Genomic DNA, 16915 nt, shown 5'->3' with positions numbered 1-16915 from the left:
CTGTAAAAAAGCTTGTTGAATTATGATTTTTTCTGTTTGCTGTGCGTGATTCTCACAGCAAAATGAGACGTTATGCTGAATTTATGGATTCATTTCGGGATGTAGCCTATAGTCTTGGATGATCGTATGGATGGCATCTGCAACGATATGTGCTCCCTTGGTATTTAGGTGAACTCCATCAATGGTGAAAAAAAGCCCTCGTTTTTGTGCGTATACGTCCATGTTTTGTGCTGTGGTGCACGCTATTTTATCAAAAAGAACTGCTGGGATTGTTGGGCGGAGATATCGAGATGATTTTTTTTGCATGAGTTCTTTGATGAATACGTCCCGAAGGTTGAAGTAGGTAACTGTTGGATACTGTTTTGAGAGGGTTTCAATCATATATGCCAGTGCATCGAGTTCTTGATTCCAGAGATTGTTAACATCTTCTCCGATAAGGATGGGGGGAAGAGTAATGATCGCAGGGATTCTTTTGGTAAGATCATCAAGGAGGTTCTGGTAGTCCTTTTGATATGCATCGTGGTTGTCTTGCCATGGTTTTTTGGAGGGTTTCGTAGACAGGTTGTACCCTGATGATATGTGGGTGAGGATATCATTGGTTCCTATCCAGATACATCCGAGATCAGGTTTGATGGTTGGTGGAAGTCGTTTGATTCTTTTATACAACCCATGGATGGTGTCGCCGTTTTTGCCGAAGTTCAAAAGAGTGTCGTCTGGCAGTTTTTGGGCAAGTATCTTCAGGAAAGAAGCACCAAGGGTTCCTTTGGTGAGACTGTCTCCGAAGAAAGCAATTTCCGTAGATCTTCATCTCCTCGTTGGTTTTATTTTTTTGTTGTGACGTGCTCTGCTTGTCAAAAAATCGATAGAAGACACGTGTACAAGAATGTTGCGATTCATTGCTGAAAAAAAGGTTGTGTATCTTTTTGATTATCTACCCTGCATATTTATATACCCTGCGTGATACCCTGTTTATTCTGTTATCTGAATGTATCTGAAAAATAGTTCGCGGGGGATTGGAATTCCTTGGTGAAAAAAGACAAACAGAAGATCGAAGAAATCACGCAATGTCCTGAATGTGGAAGTACGCATTTGACCAAAGATTACAGCAGGGCTGAGCTGGTGTGTAATTCGTGTGGTCTTGTTATTGATGAGGATCTCATTGATCATGGGCCGGAATGGCGTGCGTTTGATTCTGATCAGCAGGAGAAACGTGCTCGTGTTGGCGCACCGATGACGTATACGATTCATGACAAAGGTCTTTCAACGATGATCAGCTGGCAGAATAAGGATTCATATGGTAAGTCAATTCCAACGCGGAATCGTGCGCAGCTGTTTCGGATGCGGAAATGGCAGAGTAGATCTCGGGTGAGTAATGCATCAGAGCGTAATCTTGCGGTTGCGTTAACTGAGCTTGACCGTCTTTCATCAGGTATTGGATTGCCTCGTACTGTACGAGAAACCGCTGCGATGATTTATCGGAAGGCGGTGATGAAGAATTTGATTCGCGGTCGAAGTGTTGATGGTGTTGCTGCTGCAAGTCTGTATGCTGCGTGTCGGCAGTGTAACGTGCCACGAACCTTAGATGAGATTAGCGATGTTGCTCATATGTCCCGTAAGGAGATCGGGCGGAATTATCGTTTTATTGCTCGTGAACTTGGATTAAAACTTATGCCGACGTCGCCGCAGGATTATATCTCTCGATTCTGTAGCGAGTTAAAACTCAGTAGGGATGTGCAGGCAAAATGCATTGATATCTTGAATGAGGCTGCAAAAAAAGAGTTGACGAGTGGCCGCGGACCAACAGGAATTGCTGCTGCATCATTGTATATTGCATCGGTGTTGTGTGGTGAGCGTCGAACACAAAGAGAGGTTGCTGATGTTGCTGGTGTAACTGAGGTAACTATTCGAAATCGATACAAAGAGGTTGCAAAAAAACTTGGTTTAGGGATTGATAATTAGCAAGATGATGTAAAAAATATTTTTTATTGTAGGTGAGGATACACGTTGTTTGATGGTTCTCTGATTGTTCATGAGAGTGCAATCAAAGTGGTTGCAAAGTATCTGAAAAAAGGAAACATGAGTCGGTGTCTTCGGGATATTTTACCATCGTCATCGTTGTCAAATGAACAGCGTGAGCAGGTTGCTGAGATTGTTCATGATGTGGTTCGTTGGAAGAATCTCTATGATGATATGATTGCAAGCAAAGGTTTGAAAAAAACACCAGAAGTATATGTTGATCTTGCGGTTCATGGTGTTCGTGATACGAGTGGTATTAACTCTTTTGAAGACCAGTATTCGTGTTCGCCGTATGTTGCATCGGTGTTGAAAAATCATTTAGATTGGGCAAAATATATAAATGAAAAACCGCCGACAACACTGTGTGTGAATTTGAATAAAAGCTCACCTGATCAGGTTGTTTCGTTGTTACGACGCGAACAACTTCCAGCTGAAACATCGCATCTTGAAACTGCAGTTTTGACAAGTTCATTAGGCAGGTATTCATCAGCAGTGAAAGAATGTTCTGCGCATGTAATGGATGAAAGTAGTCAGTTGGTCGCTTTTTTTGCTGCAAGTCATGGTGAACGTATTCTTGATTACTGTGCAGGGAATGGTGGTAAGTCTCTTGCAATGGCTTCGTTTGGACGAAATATGAAAACTATTTACGCATATGATATTAATCTTGAGAAACAAGCTATTTTAGAGAAGCGTTGTCAGGCATATCATGCCAATGTTATTTGTGATCAAAAAATACCACCTGGTGGTTTTGATGTTGTTCTTGTTGATGCTCCGTGTACTGGTATTGGCGCAGCTCGCAGAAATCCTGAGGCAAAATATGTACCTGGTTCTGGCGACTTCCCAAAAAATCAACTTGATATCCTTAGAGAGGCTGCACAGAAACTCGACAGAAATGGGTTTCTGATGTATTCAGTCTGTACATTTACTCCCGATGAAACGGATCAAGTGGTTGAAGCGTTTCTGACACTGGAACGTGGTTTTCGATGTTCCTGGTTTGATGATTTTGTTTTGAATGATCTACTGTCAAGAACGAGATTTGGTGCGTTTACCATGGTTCCTTTCGGCGATATTTTTTATCTGTCTGTGTTGCAGAAGATAAAATAAAATATTTTTTAACAAAAACTTAAAAGTAATACTTTCCTTATTGATCTTGCATGGTGTCATTGAAGAAAAATCAAAAACCGTTGTTATTGTCAAAGCTTGTTGAGCAGTCGTTGTCCAGTCTTTCGCCCATTCAAACAATTATGAAAATGGCTGAACCTCATCATATCAGGCAACTTGGTTTAGATCCAAAAAGAATGATTTCGTTTGGTGGCGGATGGTGCAATCATTATGCGCCTCAACAACTTCAAGAGATATATTTTGAAATTGTCAAGAATAAAGAATGGTTTCATGAGAGCGGGCGATATAGTTCAATTGTTGGTTCGTATCATTGTCGGGAGCAGCTGTGTCGTTTTGAGCAGGAAATCTATAATCTTCGAGGTTTGACTCCTTCAAATATTCTTTTAGGTCATTCGTCAACCCAACTGTTTCATGATGTGTTGAGAGTGTTGTGTGATCCTGGTGATGGTGTTTGTGTTCTTGACCCAACCTACGCTAATTATCTGAATGCTGTTCGATGTGCATTGCCTGGGTCTGAGATACATTTTGTTCCTGCACTTGATCCTGAAACTTGGACGTATCTATCTGAACCTGATGTATCTCTTGAGGTTTTGAAAAAATATTGTTCTGATGGTGCGAAGGTGTTTGTAATTCCTGTTCCTGATAATCCAACAAGTCAAATTCCAAGTAATGATTTTCTTTCAGCTGCTTCAGAGATTATGAACGATTATCATGGTTTTCTTGTTCTTGATCATGCATATAAAGCACTCTGGTTTGACGAGATGCCAAATTGTTATTCGTGGTCTCCAATAAAAAAACCAAATCTTGTTACAATACATTCGAACTCAAAATGGTTGTCAAGTCTTGGGCGGCGGTTTGGGTGGGTTGAAGCAGATGAAAAAATTATAGCAGGGTGTGAAAAAATCAATGAATCACTGCTTTTATCCCCTGATACGTTACATAGTATGGCAACTGCTCGATTTCTTGAAGAAACACTCGATGACAAAACATTGAAAATGAGTATCGATGCTACACGAAATCTTTATAAAAAAACTGCTCAAGTGATGTTATCTGCACTTGATCGGCATCTTGGTTGGAAATATCTTGTCCCTGACGGAGGTTTGTATACCTGTTGTCCAACGCCACATGCTGAGAATCCTACTCGTTTTGTTGAACGAGTGTTAAAAAACACTGGGGTTTTGTTGATTCCTGGTTCTGGTTTTGGTCCAAGTATGGAGTATGCAGTTCGTTTGTCGTATGGCCCCTTGTGTTACGATCATGCGTTGATCGATGAAGGTTTGATGCGGATTCAGAAATATTTGAACGAGGTGCAAGATACTTTTTTCCAGTAAGATAAAACTGTTGAGATGTGCGTAACTCAAATAGTTACTGCGTACAACGAAGTAAAGATAAAAGTTTTTTTACATTGTTTTTTGCAGATATTCAATTAAACCAGGAGTAAATATCACAGTGTTATTAAGTATTGGGTATCCAAACGGCAGTATCGTTGAATGTATCTCATTGTGAACAATTTCAACTTCTGTGGTGATTTCAATATCTGAAAGTTTCATACCAAGCATGATTGCTTTTGCAACAAAAACAGCGCTGTCGATAGTGAGTTGAATTTTTCCTAGATGTCGAGATTCAAATGATGAATGCTTGGTGATGAGTTCTTTAGTTCGTCCCCGCGGTTTTTTATACCCGAGAATGCCACCAATAATGATTCCGTCAAGCTTTTCAAAATCTCTTGTTGTTAGTGGCTTTTTTGCAAGAGGGTCAAGAATGATACATTTTTTCCCTGCGAACATCTCATTTGCAGTTCTTGGTTCAACGATTCCAAGAGTTGTTAGTTTTTTTTCAGATTTTTTGTCATGAACTCGAGTAAAAACAATTGTTTTTTCCCAGATTTTTACGCAATGTTGATATTCAAGCAGCAGCCAGGTAGAAAGTTCTGGTTCGCAATGTTCAATGATGAGCGTTGTTTGATGTTTTATGTTACTTCTAGATAACGTCTTGTGCTTCATAAGAGGTACACAGTTATATCTTTAGGATTTTATATCAGTTCGTATGGTAAAATACTAAAACAATAAGCATATTTCGCATCTTGTTGTTGGGCCAGTGGTCTAGTGGTTATGACGTCGCGCTTACAACGCGGAGATCGCCTGTTCAATTCCGGCCTGGCCCATTAAGTTATTTCCAACAATCACTTCAGATCGATTTAATGATGATACTTTTCTTATTTCTTGTACCAATGATAGAAAAAAAGCAATCCGCATGTGCTAGTCTGAATTAATTTTTTTTTAATTTTATACTGTTTTTGCTTGTTGATCAACTTTTGAAGAAAAGTACTAACCGTTATCCTTTTACCTCTATAAACATCCATGAAAAAAACTTTAAGGTTCAAATAAATTCCCTTTATGAGGAGATATATCATGAAAAACTGGTACATTATGCTCGAACTATGTGTAGTACTTCTTATTGCTTGCTTGAGTGGATGTACACAACCACTGCCCACTGAAAATAAGGAAAACAATGTAGAATCGGATAACAACGACAACGAAAAAGACACAAACCTCTATCAATGGTCTCAGATGAATGAAGGTCCCTACAAAGATAAGATTTCGTTTGCGACAAGTACGGATCTCCTCAATTGGACGGATTCGCAACGGATACTTGCGGAACATGCTTCTGTCCCTGGCGCAGTTTACAAAAACGGTATTATCTACGTCTACTTCGTGGATGTTTCTGAGAATGGAAAACCAGAGCAGATTGGTCTCATCCGTTCAGAGGATAACGGTCAAACTTGGTCGCCAAAAGAGTACGTATCTTTTGAAGGGATTGGCGAGAAAGTTCCTGTCGATCCTGCACCACTCCTCCTTGATGATGGACGCATACGACTCTACTATTTTGATATTAATGAAGGACGGTCGTCTCATAGCCCACCTGGAACAAATAAGATTTATTCTGCTATTTCTACCGACGGACGACACTTCATTCAAGAAGACGGGATACGATTTGAGAAAGAAGCAATATTTGATCCTGATGTCGTCTGTGTTGGTAACACGTGGTATCTCTATGTGGGTTATATCATGAGCAATCAGATACTTTCTGCGATTTCAACAGACGGACTTACCTTTACCGAGAAAGGACCTGCATATCATGGTGGCACAGTTCCTGACGTTTTCTATCACAATGGAACCTATTATCTTTATACGATTGGTATTGATATCTCAACATCGCAAGATGGCTTGTGGTTCACAAAAACATCATCGAGATTCCAATCGAACGTAGGGACAGTTACTGCAGATGCCTCGGTTATCCAACTCAATGATGGTACGTATCTGATGCTGTACAAAACCAGGTAAAAAACTTTATACTGACTGTTCGGAGCAAGAGCATTTCATGGCTGATGTTGTGTTGAGTTTATGGTCAATTTGATCGACACGCTCGACGGCAGCAGTATGAATAAACTATGGTTGGGCATCGTTTGAGTAATCCAGCAAGATCTCTAGTTCAACTAACTGTAAAAAAGGTTTAGGTTGACGTATCTCCTGACAAGAACTTGGTAATTCCGGCTTGGTTCACTCGCTCTTAACGTACTTCTTAAAAAACGTATTTTATGGATCTCATAAAGAGATACAATCCAGTTCTCTATTTTTTTATTTCTTTGGAACAGGTACAGACCATAGCTAGTGTTGTGTTTAATGTATTTTCAAGCTGGTCAAGCCGGACTAGGATGTCATGATGGACAGGCGTAGCTGGTTTTTTTACAAGAAGTCCTTCGGTATCACGATGAAATGTATCTGAAATCTGACAGCATTGTTCTGGGTCAAGTTCTTTTTCTTTGATCTGCTCCGTTTCAATTTCCCAGCGGGTAATAAAATATTCAGCCTCCTGCCGCCAGTTCTTACTTTCATCTTCGGGCTCCATAATGATCAGCAGATCGTATACAGTTCTTCTACATAAAAATTTCGAAGACAATTCTTAGTATTATTTAAGGTAAATACCGGAACAAAGGATGCTATTCTAGAAGTTGAACAGTTATAGCATCGTTTATGTCAATGAGTGCACCTTCTGTTTTTTTCCCGAGGCTGCAGTTGACAATCGTTGTATTCTTGTACGTTGTGTATCCGGGATCCTCATGGACATGACCACAGATGATAAGAAATGGTTCATAGGTTTCAAGTACCTCTTTGAGTTCTTTGTTGCCAATGTGATGTCCAAGAAATGTGGTATCCTGAAAGCCATAGGGAGGTACATGAGTAACAAGGATTGTTTTTTTCGTGATGAGTTCATTGAGTGGTTGTGTTTTTTTTCCACGATGAATCAATGTTTTGGTAAACGGTTCTGAAAGATCACCGCCAATACCAATGAATTCCTGGTTTTTAATTGTTATATGGGTGCGGTCAATGTTGATTGCCTTGCTGTTCGTAATCGCTGGTGGTACATCAGGTGTGTCTATGTTTCCATGAAGTGCTAGAGTTTCGAGTGGTAGTTGGTTGAGAAAGTTGGTTGCAACATCTGCTGGTCCAAACTGGGTGATATCGCCACAGATAATCATGAGATCTGGTGCGTATTTTTGTATATTGTTTAAAATAAGATTGAGTCGGTATTGTGCTCCGTGGATGTCTGCTGCTGCGTAGATTCTCATAGTACACCTCTATGATTTGTGGTTTAAAAAAGTATATGTCTTGTCGTATATGGTGATTCATTATTGTTAAATTATTGTTAAAAAAAACAGGAAAAGAAAAATTTAGAATTGGTCTGATCGTTTCATCCGGTCAAATTCTGGTTGCATGTTGTTGGTTATCTGAGCTTTAGAGGTTTTTTCAGCGATGAACTCGCTCTCGACGTCTTGGTAAAACAGTATTCTTGATAGTTTTTCTACAAATTCTTTGCTGAATTCCATTCCTTCCATATCCCTTCTCCTTTTGCGAACGCCTCTCTGAATGCTACAACTACACATGGATATAAATATTTTTCTTAAAAACCAGGGTTGTACTCTTTTTTTTCTGTGATTTTTATAAGAAATAGCTTAATAACCGGTTCTTTTATAATGGATACCAGTCTGACATGAAAAAGTGATATGTATGGCAACAGAACAAGAAATTACACGTAACATGACGTTACTTGAGTATTATAAGGAGCAACTCAACACTATTGATATCCAGATGCAGATGGTTCAAGCAGCAATGGCGGATATGTATAAAGCAAAGATGACTGTTGAATCAATTCAAAAAACAGCGCAGAAATCAGAAATTTTGATACCGATTGGTGGTGGTGTGTATCTGCAGGGGATGCTTGGCGATACATCAAAGGTTCTTGTCGGCGTCGGTGCTGATATTGTTATCGAAAAAACATCTGAGGAAGCAGTTAAAAAAATAGATGAACGCATTCAAAGTCTTTCAGAAAGTCAACAGAAATTACTGCAGATGGGTCAGCGACTTGAACAAGAAGCTGCCGAATTATCAAAGAAAACACAGAAGATGATTGATGAAACAAAAATGTAAGGGGCATGTAGGGTTTAAGAATGTTTAATTTTTTAAAGAAAAAACTCAAAATTTTTGAACAAAAACTCGAAGAGGAAATTGAAACTGAACTCCAATCTGAACTACAGAAAGAACAGCGGTCAGAGGCACCAGTTAAAGAATCTCCTCCGAGTGCTGTTATATCCTCAGATATTTCTGAAAAAGCAGATACTGCTCAGGCGCAACCAGTTCAACCACAGGTTATATCTCGGAAACGTGCTGAAAAAGTTCAACAACGTACCACTCCTGGAGGTGACGACAGCAAAAAGAAACTTGACCGGCAAATCGAAGAAAGCATTGAACGAGAGTTGCAACAAATTGTTGATACTCGAAAACGTATTGAACAGGAAGTTCCTGCTGATCAAAAAACAGCAAAAGTTATCGATGATGCAAAACTTGACGACCTTCTCTGGGAACTTGAGATTGGGTTGCTTGAATCAGACGTTGCTTATTCGGTGATTCAGTCAATAAAAAATGATATTAAAAAAGAGTTTTCTACAGTTCCCTTTTATAAAGTGAAAACAAGTGATTTTATTGAAACAATTCTTAAAAATGCAATCCTTCACGTATTGAAAAGAAGTGAATTTGATTTTCTAGAGTATATTAAAAAACAGAAAAAAAAACCAGTTGTCATTATGTTTGTTGGAGTGAATGGTACCGGAAAGACGCTGGCAATTGCAAAGATTGCAACGTTGTTGAAAAAACACGGCATCACCTGTGTGCTAGCGGCTGGTGATACATTTCGAGCAGGGGCAATCGAACAACTCAGTATCCATGCTGAAAATATTGGTGTGAAAATCGTAAAGCATGGCCCAGGATCAGATCCTGCAGCTGTTGCTTTTGATGCAATTGAACATGCAAAGGCAAAGCATCGAGATGTAGTCTTGCTTGATACTGCTGGTCGGATGCAGACGAATTCTAATTTGATGGATGAAATGGCAAAAATTAAACGCGTAGCAAAACCTGATCTGATTATTTTTGTTGGTGATGCGTTGTCAGGAAATGATGCTGTTGAACAGGCGAAGCGTTTTCACGAAGTCGTTGGTATTGATGGGGTTATTCTGAATAAAGTTGATGCTGATGCAAAAGGAGGTAGTTCACTGTCGATAGCATACACGTTAGGAAAACCTCTTCTTTTTGTTGGTGTTGGACAGGGATACGAAGATCAGCGACCGTTTGATCCTGAATGGATGATTCAAAATTTATTTGAAAAATAAGCAAGCATTTTTTTTTAACTGATGGTGGTTTAGACGAGAATAGTTGTTCCATCGAAGTGTTTCCCGAGTAGGGCATTTTCGAGTTGATCAAGTTTTTTTCCATTGACGATGAATGTTGGAATGCGAGCTTTTTTGATGACGGATAATGCTGGTCCATCCATGAAGACATTTTTTCCAGCAGCTTCCCAACGAGTACCATAGATTTTTATTAATTCGTCGATTGTAATTTCCGATATCTTTTTTGCATCAGGATGCTTTTTTGGATCTTTATCATAGATTCCATCCACGTTGGTTGCGTTGACAAATCGCTCTGCCGTGGTTTTTTGAGCGATTTCGGCACCAACAAGATCTGTGCTATGCTGTGGTTCAGTACCACCCATGACGATGATTTTATTGGTAAGTTTGATTGCTTGAGCGGTGGTATAAGGTATTTCTTTGTTCGAGTCAGGTAGAAGATTGGTTAATACTCGGGCATTGACACGGGTGATGTCGATACCAAGCTGATCAAGAAGGTTTTCAGGAAATCCAAGCATCCTACCAAGGTTGATATATTGTCGAGCGATCGTTCCTCCACCGACGATAACATAGAGTTTGTAGTTGGAGCTTATTTTCTGGAGAAGCTCTGCGATCTGTTTTAAAAAAGAGGGGTTTGCTTCATCTGAAAGAACAACTGAACCTCCAAGAGATAAAACAATGGTTTTCATCGAAATCCTGTATCGAGTTGTTTTTATTTAAAGCTGTTACTCTCTCTTTTTTTAGGCTACTTCTGGTCCTATTTGCCCTTGTTTTGGGTTTGAACCGAGTCTGACTTGTGGGAGAGGAATTGGTGGCGGTAATCCAAGGTCTTTTGCTATTCCAACTGCTTCAGGGACGCAGGTATGCATGACTGCAGTATGAATTGTGCTTGCAAGATGATCTGGGATTTTTCTTGTTTCGAACCACTCTTGTGTAAGTTTCTTTGCATCATCGTAGTCACAGACTATGACCCCCTCGATTTTTATCATGCCTATCGGTCCGTAACTTGCAGTATATGAAAAATCAACGTGCGTTACATGATCTGAAGGATTTTGTATCTGGGATATCTGGCTGTTATGATCGATACGGATTTGTTTTGGTTTGTCATCTGGTTCAGCATATCGTCTGGCTTCAATGACTTTGAGTTTGATTGCTTTTATTTTCATACTTTGTGGTACGGTGAAACAATATTCTAGTTTTTACCGCTTTCGTTCATAGAAAAATACATAAATTATGAATCGATGGTAGCGGGGATTTTATATGCAAAAAATCATAGTAACTCTATATGCTCTCATAGTCGGAATTGTCCTGTGTTCTGCTCCTGTTTTTGGAGCTGATACTGGGCTTATTGTTGAAAAAAACGCAGTTTCTATATCTCTTGATCTTGGTGTTCAGGAAGATATTAGTGTGAGGAATATTGGTTTTGACAATATTACGTCGCTTCGTTTTTGGGTTCAGCAGCCGCTGCAAGGATCAATAGAAGTTTATGCTCTTAATACAGCAATGTTGATTCCAACAGTAGTATCTGGTAATATTCATACCTGTAATTTATCGTTGGTTGGTCTTGAAATTCCTGCAGGCGGAACATTACGTTTACGTCTCGTGTATACGCTTACGTCGGTGAATCATTTTGATAAAACGATACTGTACCCAACTAGTCTATTTTCTATTGATTTTAATAATGAGAATCTTTTTGAAGGAAAGGAGTTAACTCCAGGAGTTTCATGTTCGCTTTCGTTGTATGTTCCTTCGGCAGGCCCGCTAGAGTTTATCTGGATTTTTATCATTGTCGTTATTGTTATTTTATTTATTTTCTTCAGTTTGATTTTGTTACGGCGACAGCGTTTTAAAGCTAAAACATCGATTGTTGAAACCGAGGAAGTACTAAAAACAAAAAAAGCGTTGCTTCTTTCGTTGTTAAAGGATTTAGAAAAGCAGCATCGAGCAAAGGAAATATCTGATGATACGTATCATAAGTTAAAAGAAGAATATAAGCAGCAAGCGGTTCTCGTGATGAAAAAGGTTGATGATCTAGAAAAATAAGATGCGGCACAGCTTCTTTTTAGAAGTCAAAAATGCTTGGTTGTTTTACCTCAACTTTTGGTTCTTTTGTTTCTTCAGAAGATGATTGTTTTGTGTTGTCGAGAGGTATTTCTTTTTGTTGGGCTGGTGTCGTTTCTGGGCAGCTTATGATTTCTTTAAGTTTATGGGCGTAGCGTGATCCGAGGAGGTATTCGACTTCCTCATCAGTAAGATCAAGTTTATGTTTCATACTGCAGGCAAAACGGGTGTTGTTTTGAAATAGAACAGTAAAATAAGGAAGTAGTGTTTCTCGGTTTTTTTTCTCAGATGTGTGAGTGTTTTTCCCGATTTTTTTTGCTATTGATTCTCTGAGCATCCGAGGTGTTTTTTGCTGTTTTAATTCTTTCATCCATGTTGGTGGTGAGTATTGAATTGGGTTGTACATCCTTGTTTTTGCAGTTGAAACGCCCCCAGTCATCATGTCGCATGCATATGCCCATAAACCGTAGTATTGTCGTCGTACAACTCGACCGAAGAAGATATCTGCTTTTGAGATCGCTTCATACCCTTTTACCAGGTCAGCAACATCTCGATATTCGTAGGGCAGGTTTTCAGAGATCCAGAGGAGAAATGTTTCTGGGGGTATATCGATTGAATAGCTGATATCTTTGAGTGTTTGGAGGTTGGTGTTTCTGAAGACATCTCGTACGGCATGGAAGATCAGTTTTTCTCGATCTCGGTATCCAAGGACGTCAACATCATCGATGTCGACGTTGTGTCGATTAATTGTGAGTGTTTGGAGGTCGCGTATTGCTGACCGTACGTCTCCTTTGCATCGATCTGCAAGCATATGCAGTACTTTTACGTCGACATGTTTATTTTCCTCTCGGCAGATACGTTTCAACAGTTCGACGATCTGAGTTACGTTAACTTCGTAGAAATTGATAAGCGTGCAGAGGGTTTTGAGTGGTTCTCCACCTCCTTTGATTAAACTGTAGTAGTCATTGACGATGAGGATAATTGGTTGATTGGTTTTTTGGATGGTTTCAATAATTGCTTTTTTTCCACCGCGGTCACTGTAATCGTTTTTTTCGTCGGTTTTTTCGATTTTTTCATAGAGGTTATCTGCTTCGTCAAGGAGGATAAGTTTTCTGCCGCCAGTTGTTCGTGATGTGAATTGACCTGTAGGATCGAATGTTTCGTTGAGCGCTCCTTGGGTTGCAATTTTTTTTATCGTTTGTGCATTTCGTGCGTCTGATGCATTTAATTCGATTACCGTCCAGTGGAAATCACGAGCAAGAGCATGTGCACTACTTGTTTTTCCAGTTCCTGGCTTTCCTGCAAGGATGACTGCTTTTTTCTTTGGTTTCTTTTCAAGTAGCCATTCCTGAGCAAAAGATCGAAGCATGCTTACTGCTCGTTCATTGCCGATGATATCATCTAAACTTTTCGGTCGATATTTTTCAGTCCAATCATCCATATGTTTAAAGAGAAAAACACGGGGTTGTATTTTAATATTTGTTTGGACATAACCTTTTTATGAACCTGGTTTATACTCTCTTCCTCTTGGATTATGAATAAAATATCTCTGCGGGGATGGCCCAGCCCGGCACGGCGATGGATTGCTAATCCATTGGTCTCTGACCTCGGGAGTTCGAATCTCCCTCCCCGCGCTTTTTAGCTTTTTATTTGCAGAGTGTCACCATGATTCCGATTTGTGCCCAGAGCCGGTTTTCCGCTTCATCAAAAATAACTGATTGTTTTCCATGGGCAACATCTTTTGTTACTTCATAACCATAGTATGCGGGCAGGCAGTGTAGAAAGATTGCATCTGGATGTGCTTGATGCATCATTTGAGTATCAATGGTATACCCTTTGAAATCTTTAAGTCGTTGTTCTTTTTGTGCTTCGTCACCCATTGATACCCATGTGTCAGTTGCAACAATATTAGCATTTTTACAAGCATTTGTAACGTCATCGGTTATTTCGACGGTTATTCCAAATTTTTTTGCTTCAGTAACATAATAGGTTTCGGGCCAGTATTTCTTTGGTGCGACGATACGAATGTGCATACCTGCAATTCCGCAGCCAAGGAGGTATGAATGTGCCATGTTGTTGTTGCCATCGCCGACGTAGACGAACTGAAGTCCTTTGAGTTTTCCTTTGTGTTCTTTGATGGTCATCAGATCAGTTATGACTTGGCAGGGATGTTCTTTGTCGTCAAGACCACTAATCACGGGTACGGTTGCATGCTGTGCAAGTTCTTTCATTGCTTGGTTGCTTTTTGCTCGGTACATAATCAGGTCTACGTATCGTGAGAGAACAAGTGCAGTATCCTCGATACTTTCTCCTCGACCGAGTTGGATGTCGTTGGTTGAGAGAAAGATTGCATGACCGCCGAGTTTTGTCATCCCGGTTTCAAAAGAAACCCGTGTCCGCGTGCTTGGTTTTTCAAAAATCATGCCAAGAGTTTTTCCTTTGAGCAGTTCAATATTTTTTCCTTTTTTTGATTGTTGTTTGAGTTTTATGGAGAGGTCGATGATTGTATCGAGATCATCTTTAACATCAAGCATGGAAATAAGGTCGCGTTTCATGAATACGGGGTATACAAAAGGTTTCTTTAAACATATCGGCGTTGGTTTTGGAAAGAGATTTAACAAACTATGGTATTCTTGTGTTTGTATGGGTGTTGATCTCGGTGATTTGTTTCAAAGAAAAACATGTGCTTTCGAAGATTTTCGTGATAAAATTATCGTTATCGATGCGTATAATGTTCTGCATCAGTTTCTTGCTAGTATTCGACAGCGTGATGGTACGCCGCTTAAGGATGCACAAGGAAGAATTACGTCTCATCTGTCAGGTCTTTTGTATCGGACTGCAAATCTAGTTGACGTAAAGATTCGTCCGGTGTATGTCTTCGATGGTAAGCCACATCCGTTGAAAGCAAAGGTGATTGAGCAGAGGACAAAGCGTCGTCTTCTTGCTGAACAAGAATGGGAAGCAGCTCTCGAACGTGGTGATATGGAGGTTGCGAAGTCAAAAGCGCAGCAAACATCACGGGTGACAGCAGAGATCCTTGAACAAAGTAAGGAACTGTTGACTGCTCTTGGGATTCCGTATATTCAAGCGCCTTCTGAAGGTGAAGCACAAGCAAGTTATATGGTTCGGCAGAACAAAGCATATGCAGTTGGATCTCAGGATTTTGATTGTCTTTTGTTTGGTGCGCCTTTGTTAGTTCAGAATTTGACAAGTTCTGAGAAACGAAAACTTCCTGGAAAACAAGCCTATGTTACGGTGCATCCCAGAATGATTCAGTTAGAACTTGGGTTGAAAACACTTGGTATTACTCAGGAACAACTCATTGATATAGCGATTCTTATTGGTACAGATTTTAATGATGGTGTGAAAGGTTTCGGTCCGAAAAAAAGCCTTCAACTCATAAAAAAAACCGGATGTCTTGAACGTGCGTTATCTGAAATCCATGATGCTAATCTTCCGAGTCTTGAAGAAATAACGATGCTTCGGGAACTGTTTCTGCATCCTGAGGTAACCGATGACTATGTAGTGTCATGGTCAAAACCAGATACTGCCCGGGTTTTGAACATGTTATGTGATGAGCATCAATTCAGCAAAGACCGAGTGGAACCATTGCTCTCGAAATTCAGCGTTCTAGATTGTACTGCAAAACAGAAACAACTCTTTGAGTTTTAAAACCGTATAATTTCTTTTAAAAAATAAAAAAAATAAAAAGATCTATTGGATGAGGTTGGAGAACAGAGGGATGTCACGGAAGTCTATTACGTCATCTCTGTTGATGTCTGCTGTTGCATGGTGACTATAGGGCGGATGTGAGTAGTAGTCCTCGAGACTGGTTAGAGCTCGGATAAATGGATCGATATCATCAAAATTAACTTGGTCATCGCCGTTTGTGTCACCCAATCTGTAGATTCGTATAGTATGTGTGTAGTTGAAATGCGTGACTGCACCATGTGAATCCACTGCTCCAACCCTTATTGTATATGAGCCAGGGTGCATCCATTGATGGTTGGTTAGAAACACATAACGTCCTGAGTCAAATGGGCCGAAGAATATACTTCCGTTGTTTGTACCATACGTTCCATCGCCAAAGTCTATTAAATAATATATTCTATCATTCTCAGGGTCTAAGGCATTAACATAGATTGGATACGTGACATTCGCTATCACTGCCGGACAATCAATTACGAAGACTGTTGGTCCATCGTTATATCTGTAAGTTTCAAAACAAAAATCAAAATCTAAACTATCGTCAGGCAGCTGCCATCCTTCTCCATTAGGATTTATGAATGCTCTTCCATTGGTATACTGTGTCTCAAAACCTACATTCCAAAATGCAATAGCTGTACTTTCATTACCTCTGAGCACAATGTAATAGGTTGCTCCTCGGATAACAGTTATGTCGGGAAAATCAAAAGGAATCCATACCGTGATTACCTCTCCTGGTGTTTGAGGAGCAAATCCATGTATAGGAATCATTACAGAAGTGAGGTCATTTCCATCCAAACAACTTCGAATTGAAAGTACAATATTTCCAGTACTTTGAGAATCGAGGATTAAAGCTACTGATGCGTAGACTAATCTCGAATACATAGGTGTAAATGATTGTGCGCATTCGGTAAAAGCAGTAACTGGGTATCCTTCTCCATCAAGACCCTCATATTGCGTCTGGTCGCATACGATATTAGAGTCGTCATCAAATTCTTTTTCGTTTTGAGAGCTTACAGCACTTATTGTAGCTCCAAATACCAGCATACAGAGCACAAGAGCGCTCAATATTTTTTTTGTTTGATTCATCTTATTTTCCCCCTATTTATAATTTATGTGTAAAAAGGCTTCATCCCGAAATAGATAATTAAGGAAGAAACATTCATTTTTTCATTGGATGGGACGCGCAAAGAAAAGGATAAATCCAACAGTAGCAAACCATGTGAACCGCAACTTCACCGCCGATTTCAGCAAGGCGGTGATCAAAGCGGT

18 protein-coding genes and 2 tRNA genes are annotated in these 16915 nt (G+C 39.8%); 10 read left to right on the top strand and 10 right to left on the bottom strand.

Features of this window, described 5'->3' with window-relative positions; genetic code table 11:
• Positions 1-81: 81 nt before the first annotated feature.
• Entirely contained in the window at positions 82-792 is a 711-nt protein-coding gene (locus QXL17_07030) for an SGNH/GDSL hydrolase family protein (protein ID MEM4258883.1), read from the bottom strand.
• 231 nt (positions 793-1023) lie between these two features.
• Between QXL17_07030 and QXL17_07025 the strand changes: the two genes are divergently transcribed.
• From QXL17_07025 to QXL17_07015, 3 genes are read left to right on the top strand one after another with little or no spacing between them, the layout of a single operon-like run.
• Positions 1024-1959, top strand: coding sequence for a transcription initiation factor IIB (locus QXL17_07025; GenBank protein ID MEM4258882.1), 936 nt, complete (start codon positions 1024-1026; stop codon positions 1957-1959).
• Positions 1960-2004: 45 nt separating this feature from the next.
• Entirely contained in the window at positions 2005-3120 is a 1116-nt protein-coding gene (locus QXL17_07020) for an RsmB/NOP family class I SAM-dependent RNA methyltransferase (protein ID MEM4258881.1), read from the top strand.
• Positions 3121-3179: 59 nt separating this feature from the next.
• Complete coding sequence (locus tag QXL17_07015) at positions 3180-4469, top strand: pyridoxal phosphate-dependent aminotransferase (protein MEM4258880.1); 1290 nt, start codon at positions 3180-3182, stop codon at positions 4467-4469.
• A gap of 69 nt (positions 4470-4538) precedes the next feature.
• On the opposite strand, the gene QXL17_07010 is transcribed toward QXL17_07015, so the two are convergent.
• A complete protein-coding gene (locus tag QXL17_07010; GenBank protein ID MEM4258879.1) occupies positions 4539-5141 on the bottom strand; it encodes a hypothetical protein in 603 nt (200 codons plus the stop codon).
• A gap of 88 nt (positions 5142-5229) precedes the next feature.
• On the opposite strand from QXL17_07010, the gene QXL17_07005 reads away from it, so the two are divergent.
• Both QXL17_07005 and QXL17_07000 read left to right on the top strand, forming a co-directional pair.
• Positions 5230-5302, top strand: a tRNA-Val gene (locus QXL17_07005).
• A 247-nt stretch (positions 5303-5549) separates the two neighbouring features.
• Positions 5550-6482, top strand: a complete 933-nt coding sequence (locus QXL17_07000) for a hypothetical protein (GenBank protein MEM4258878.1) — start codon at positions 5550-5552, stop codon at positions 6480-6482.
• A 286-nt stretch (positions 6483-6768) separates the two neighbouring features.
• Here QXL17_07000 and QXL17_06995 read toward each other — a convergent pair whose 3' ends face one another.
• The 3 genes from QXL17_06995 to QXL17_06985 form a co-directional block, all read right to left on the bottom strand.
• Positions 6769-7047: a hypothetical protein gene (locus QXL17_06995; protein ID MEM4258877.1), complete on the bottom strand. Its 279-nt coding sequence runs from the start codon at positions 7045-7047 to the stop codon at positions 6769-6771.
• 91 nt (positions 7048-7138) lie between these two features.
• On the bottom strand, positions 7139-7768 hold the full coding sequence (locus QXL17_06990) for a metallophosphoesterase (protein ID MEM4258876.1): 630 nt from the start codon (positions 7766-7768) through the stop codon (positions 7139-7141).
• 102 nt (positions 7769-7870) lie between these two features.
• Entirely contained in the window at positions 7871-8035 is a 165-nt protein-coding gene (locus QXL17_06985) for a hypothetical protein (GenBank protein MEM4258875.1), read from the bottom strand.
• Between the two features lie 172 nt (positions 8036-8207).
• Between QXL17_06985 and pfdA the strand changes: the two genes are divergently transcribed.
• Entirely contained in the window at positions 8208-8627 is a 420-nt protein-coding gene (gene pfdA, locus QXL17_06980; GenBank protein ID MEM4258874.1) for a prefoldin subunit alpha, read from the top strand.
• A 20-nt stretch (positions 8628-8647) separates the two neighbouring features.
• A complete protein-coding gene (gene ftsY / locus QXL17_06975) occupies positions 8648-9862 on the top strand; it encodes a signal recognition particle-docking protein FtsY (protein MEM4258873.1) in 1215 nt (404 codons plus the stop codon).
• Between the two features lie 29 nt (positions 9863-9891).
• Here ftsY and pyrH read toward each other — a convergent pair whose 3' ends face one another.
• Together pyrH and QXL17_06965 are read right to left on the bottom strand one after the other, a co-directional pair.
• Entirely contained in the window at positions 9892-10566 is a 675-nt protein-coding gene (pyrH, locus tag QXL17_06970) for a UMP kinase (GenBank protein MEM4258872.1), read from the bottom strand.
• A 51-nt stretch (positions 10567-10617) separates the two neighbouring features.
• Complete coding sequence (locus QXL17_06965) at positions 10618-11043, bottom strand: hypothetical protein (GenBank protein MEM4258871.1); 426 nt, start codon at positions 11041-11043, stop codon at positions 10618-10620.
• Between the two features lie 94 nt (positions 11044-11137).
• Here QXL17_06965 and QXL17_06960 point away from each other — a divergent pair, with 94 nt between their 5' ends.
• Positions 11138-11920, top strand: coding sequence for a hypothetical protein (locus QXL17_06960; protein ID MEM4258870.1), 783 nt, complete (start codon positions 11138-11140; stop codon positions 11918-11920).
• A 19-nt stretch (positions 11921-11939) separates the two neighbouring features.
• Here QXL17_06960 and QXL17_06955 read toward each other — a convergent pair whose 3' ends face one another.
• Entirely contained in the window at positions 11940-13379 is a 1440-nt protein-coding gene (locus QXL17_06955) for a replication factor C large subunit (protein ID MEM4258869.1), read from the bottom strand.
• Positions 13380-13489: 110 nt separating this feature from the next.
• Here QXL17_06955 and QXL17_06950 point away from each other — a divergent pair.
• Positions 13490-13572, top strand: a tRNA-Ser gene (locus tag QXL17_06950).
• A gap of 12 nt (positions 13573-13584) precedes the next feature.
• On the opposite strand, the gene argF is transcribed toward QXL17_06950, so the two are convergent.
• A complete protein-coding gene (gene argF / locus QXL17_06945) occupies positions 13585-14493 on the bottom strand; it encodes an ornithine carbamoyltransferase (protein MEM4258868.1) in 909 nt (302 codons plus the stop codon).
• On the opposite strand from argF, the gene fen reads away from it, so the two are divergent.
• Positions 14492-15610 carry a flap endonuclease-1 gene (gene fen / locus QXL17_06940; protein MEM4258867.1) on the top strand — a complete coding sequence of 373 codons (1119 nt, stop codon included), beginning with the start codon at positions 14492-14494 and terminating at the stop codon, positions 15608-15610. The genes argF and fen overlap by 2 nt on opposite strands.
• Before the next feature lie 42 nt (positions 15611-15652).
• On the opposite strand, the gene QXL17_06935 is transcribed toward fen, so the two are convergent.
• A complete protein-coding gene (locus QXL17_06935; GenBank protein MEM4258866.1) occupies positions 15653-16732 on the bottom strand; it encodes a hypothetical protein in 1080 nt (359 codons plus the stop codon).
• Positions 16733-16915: the final 183 nt, after the last annotated feature.

Source organism: Candidatus Thermoplasmatota archaeon (assembly GCA_038884455.1).
GTDB lineage: Archaea > Thermoplasmatota > E2 > DHVEG-1 > DHVEG-1 > JAWABU01.
This window is presented reverse-complemented; position numbering and strand designations above follow the sequence as displayed.

What these genes read in the sequence shown, in the direction of transcription:
- QXL17_07000 (MEM4258878.1), top strand. Translation starts at nt 5,550, where the DNA reads ATGAAAAACTGGTACATTATGCTCGAACTATGTGTAGTACTTCTTATT.
- QXL17_06955 (MEM4258869.1), bottom strand. Translation starts at nt 13,379, where the DNA reads ATGGATGATTGGACTGAAAAATATCGACCGAAAAGTTTAGATGATATC.
- QXL17_06935 (MEM4258866.1), bottom strand. Translation starts at nt 16,732, where the DNA reads ATGAATCAAACAAAAAAAATATTGAGCGCTCTTGTGCTCTGTATGCTG.
- ftsY (MEM4258873.1), top strand. Translation starts at nt 8,648, where the DNA reads ATGTTTAATTTTTTAAAGAAAAAACTCAAAATTTTTGAACAAAAACTC.
- pfdA (MEM4258874.1), top strand. Translation starts at nt 8,208, where the DNA reads ATGGCAACAGAACAAGAAATTACACGTAACATGACGTTACTTGAGTAT.
- QXL17_06965 (MEM4258871.1), bottom strand. Translation starts at nt 11,043, where the DNA reads ATGAAAATAAAAGCAATCAAACTCAAAGTCATTGAAGCCAGACGATAT.
- QXL17_06990 (MEM4258876.1), bottom strand. Translation starts at nt 7,768, where the DNA reads ATGAGAATCTACGCAGCAGCAGACATCCACGGAGCACAATACCGACTC.
- argF (MEM4258868.1), bottom strand. Translation starts at nt 14,493, where the DNA reads ATGAAACGCGACCTTATTTCCATGCTTGATGTTAAAGATGATCTCGAT.
- QXL17_06960 (MEM4258870.1), top strand. Translation starts at nt 11,138, where the DNA reads ATGCAAAAAATCATAGTAACTCTATATGCTCTCATAGTCGGAATTGTC.
- pyrH (MEM4258872.1), bottom strand. Translation starts at nt 10,566, where the DNA reads ATGAAAACCATTGTTTTATCTCTTGGAGGTTCAGTTGTTCTTTCAGAT.
- QXL17_06995 (MEM4258877.1), bottom strand. Translation starts at nt 7,047, where the DNA reads ATGGAGCCCGAAGATGAAAGTAAGAACTGGCGGCAGGAGGCTGAATAT.
- fen (MEM4258867.1), top strand. Translation starts at nt 14,492, where the DNA reads ATGAATACGGGGTATACAAAAGGTTTCTTTAAACATATCGGCGTTGGT.
- QXL17_07010 (MEM4258879.1), bottom strand. Translation starts at nt 5,141, where the DNA reads ATGAAGCACAAGACGTTATCTAGAAGTAACATAAAACATCAAACAACG.
- QXL17_06985 (MEM4258875.1), bottom strand. Translation starts at nt 8,035, where the DNA reads ATGGAAGGAATGGAATTCAGCAAAGAATTTGTAGAAAAACTATCAAGA.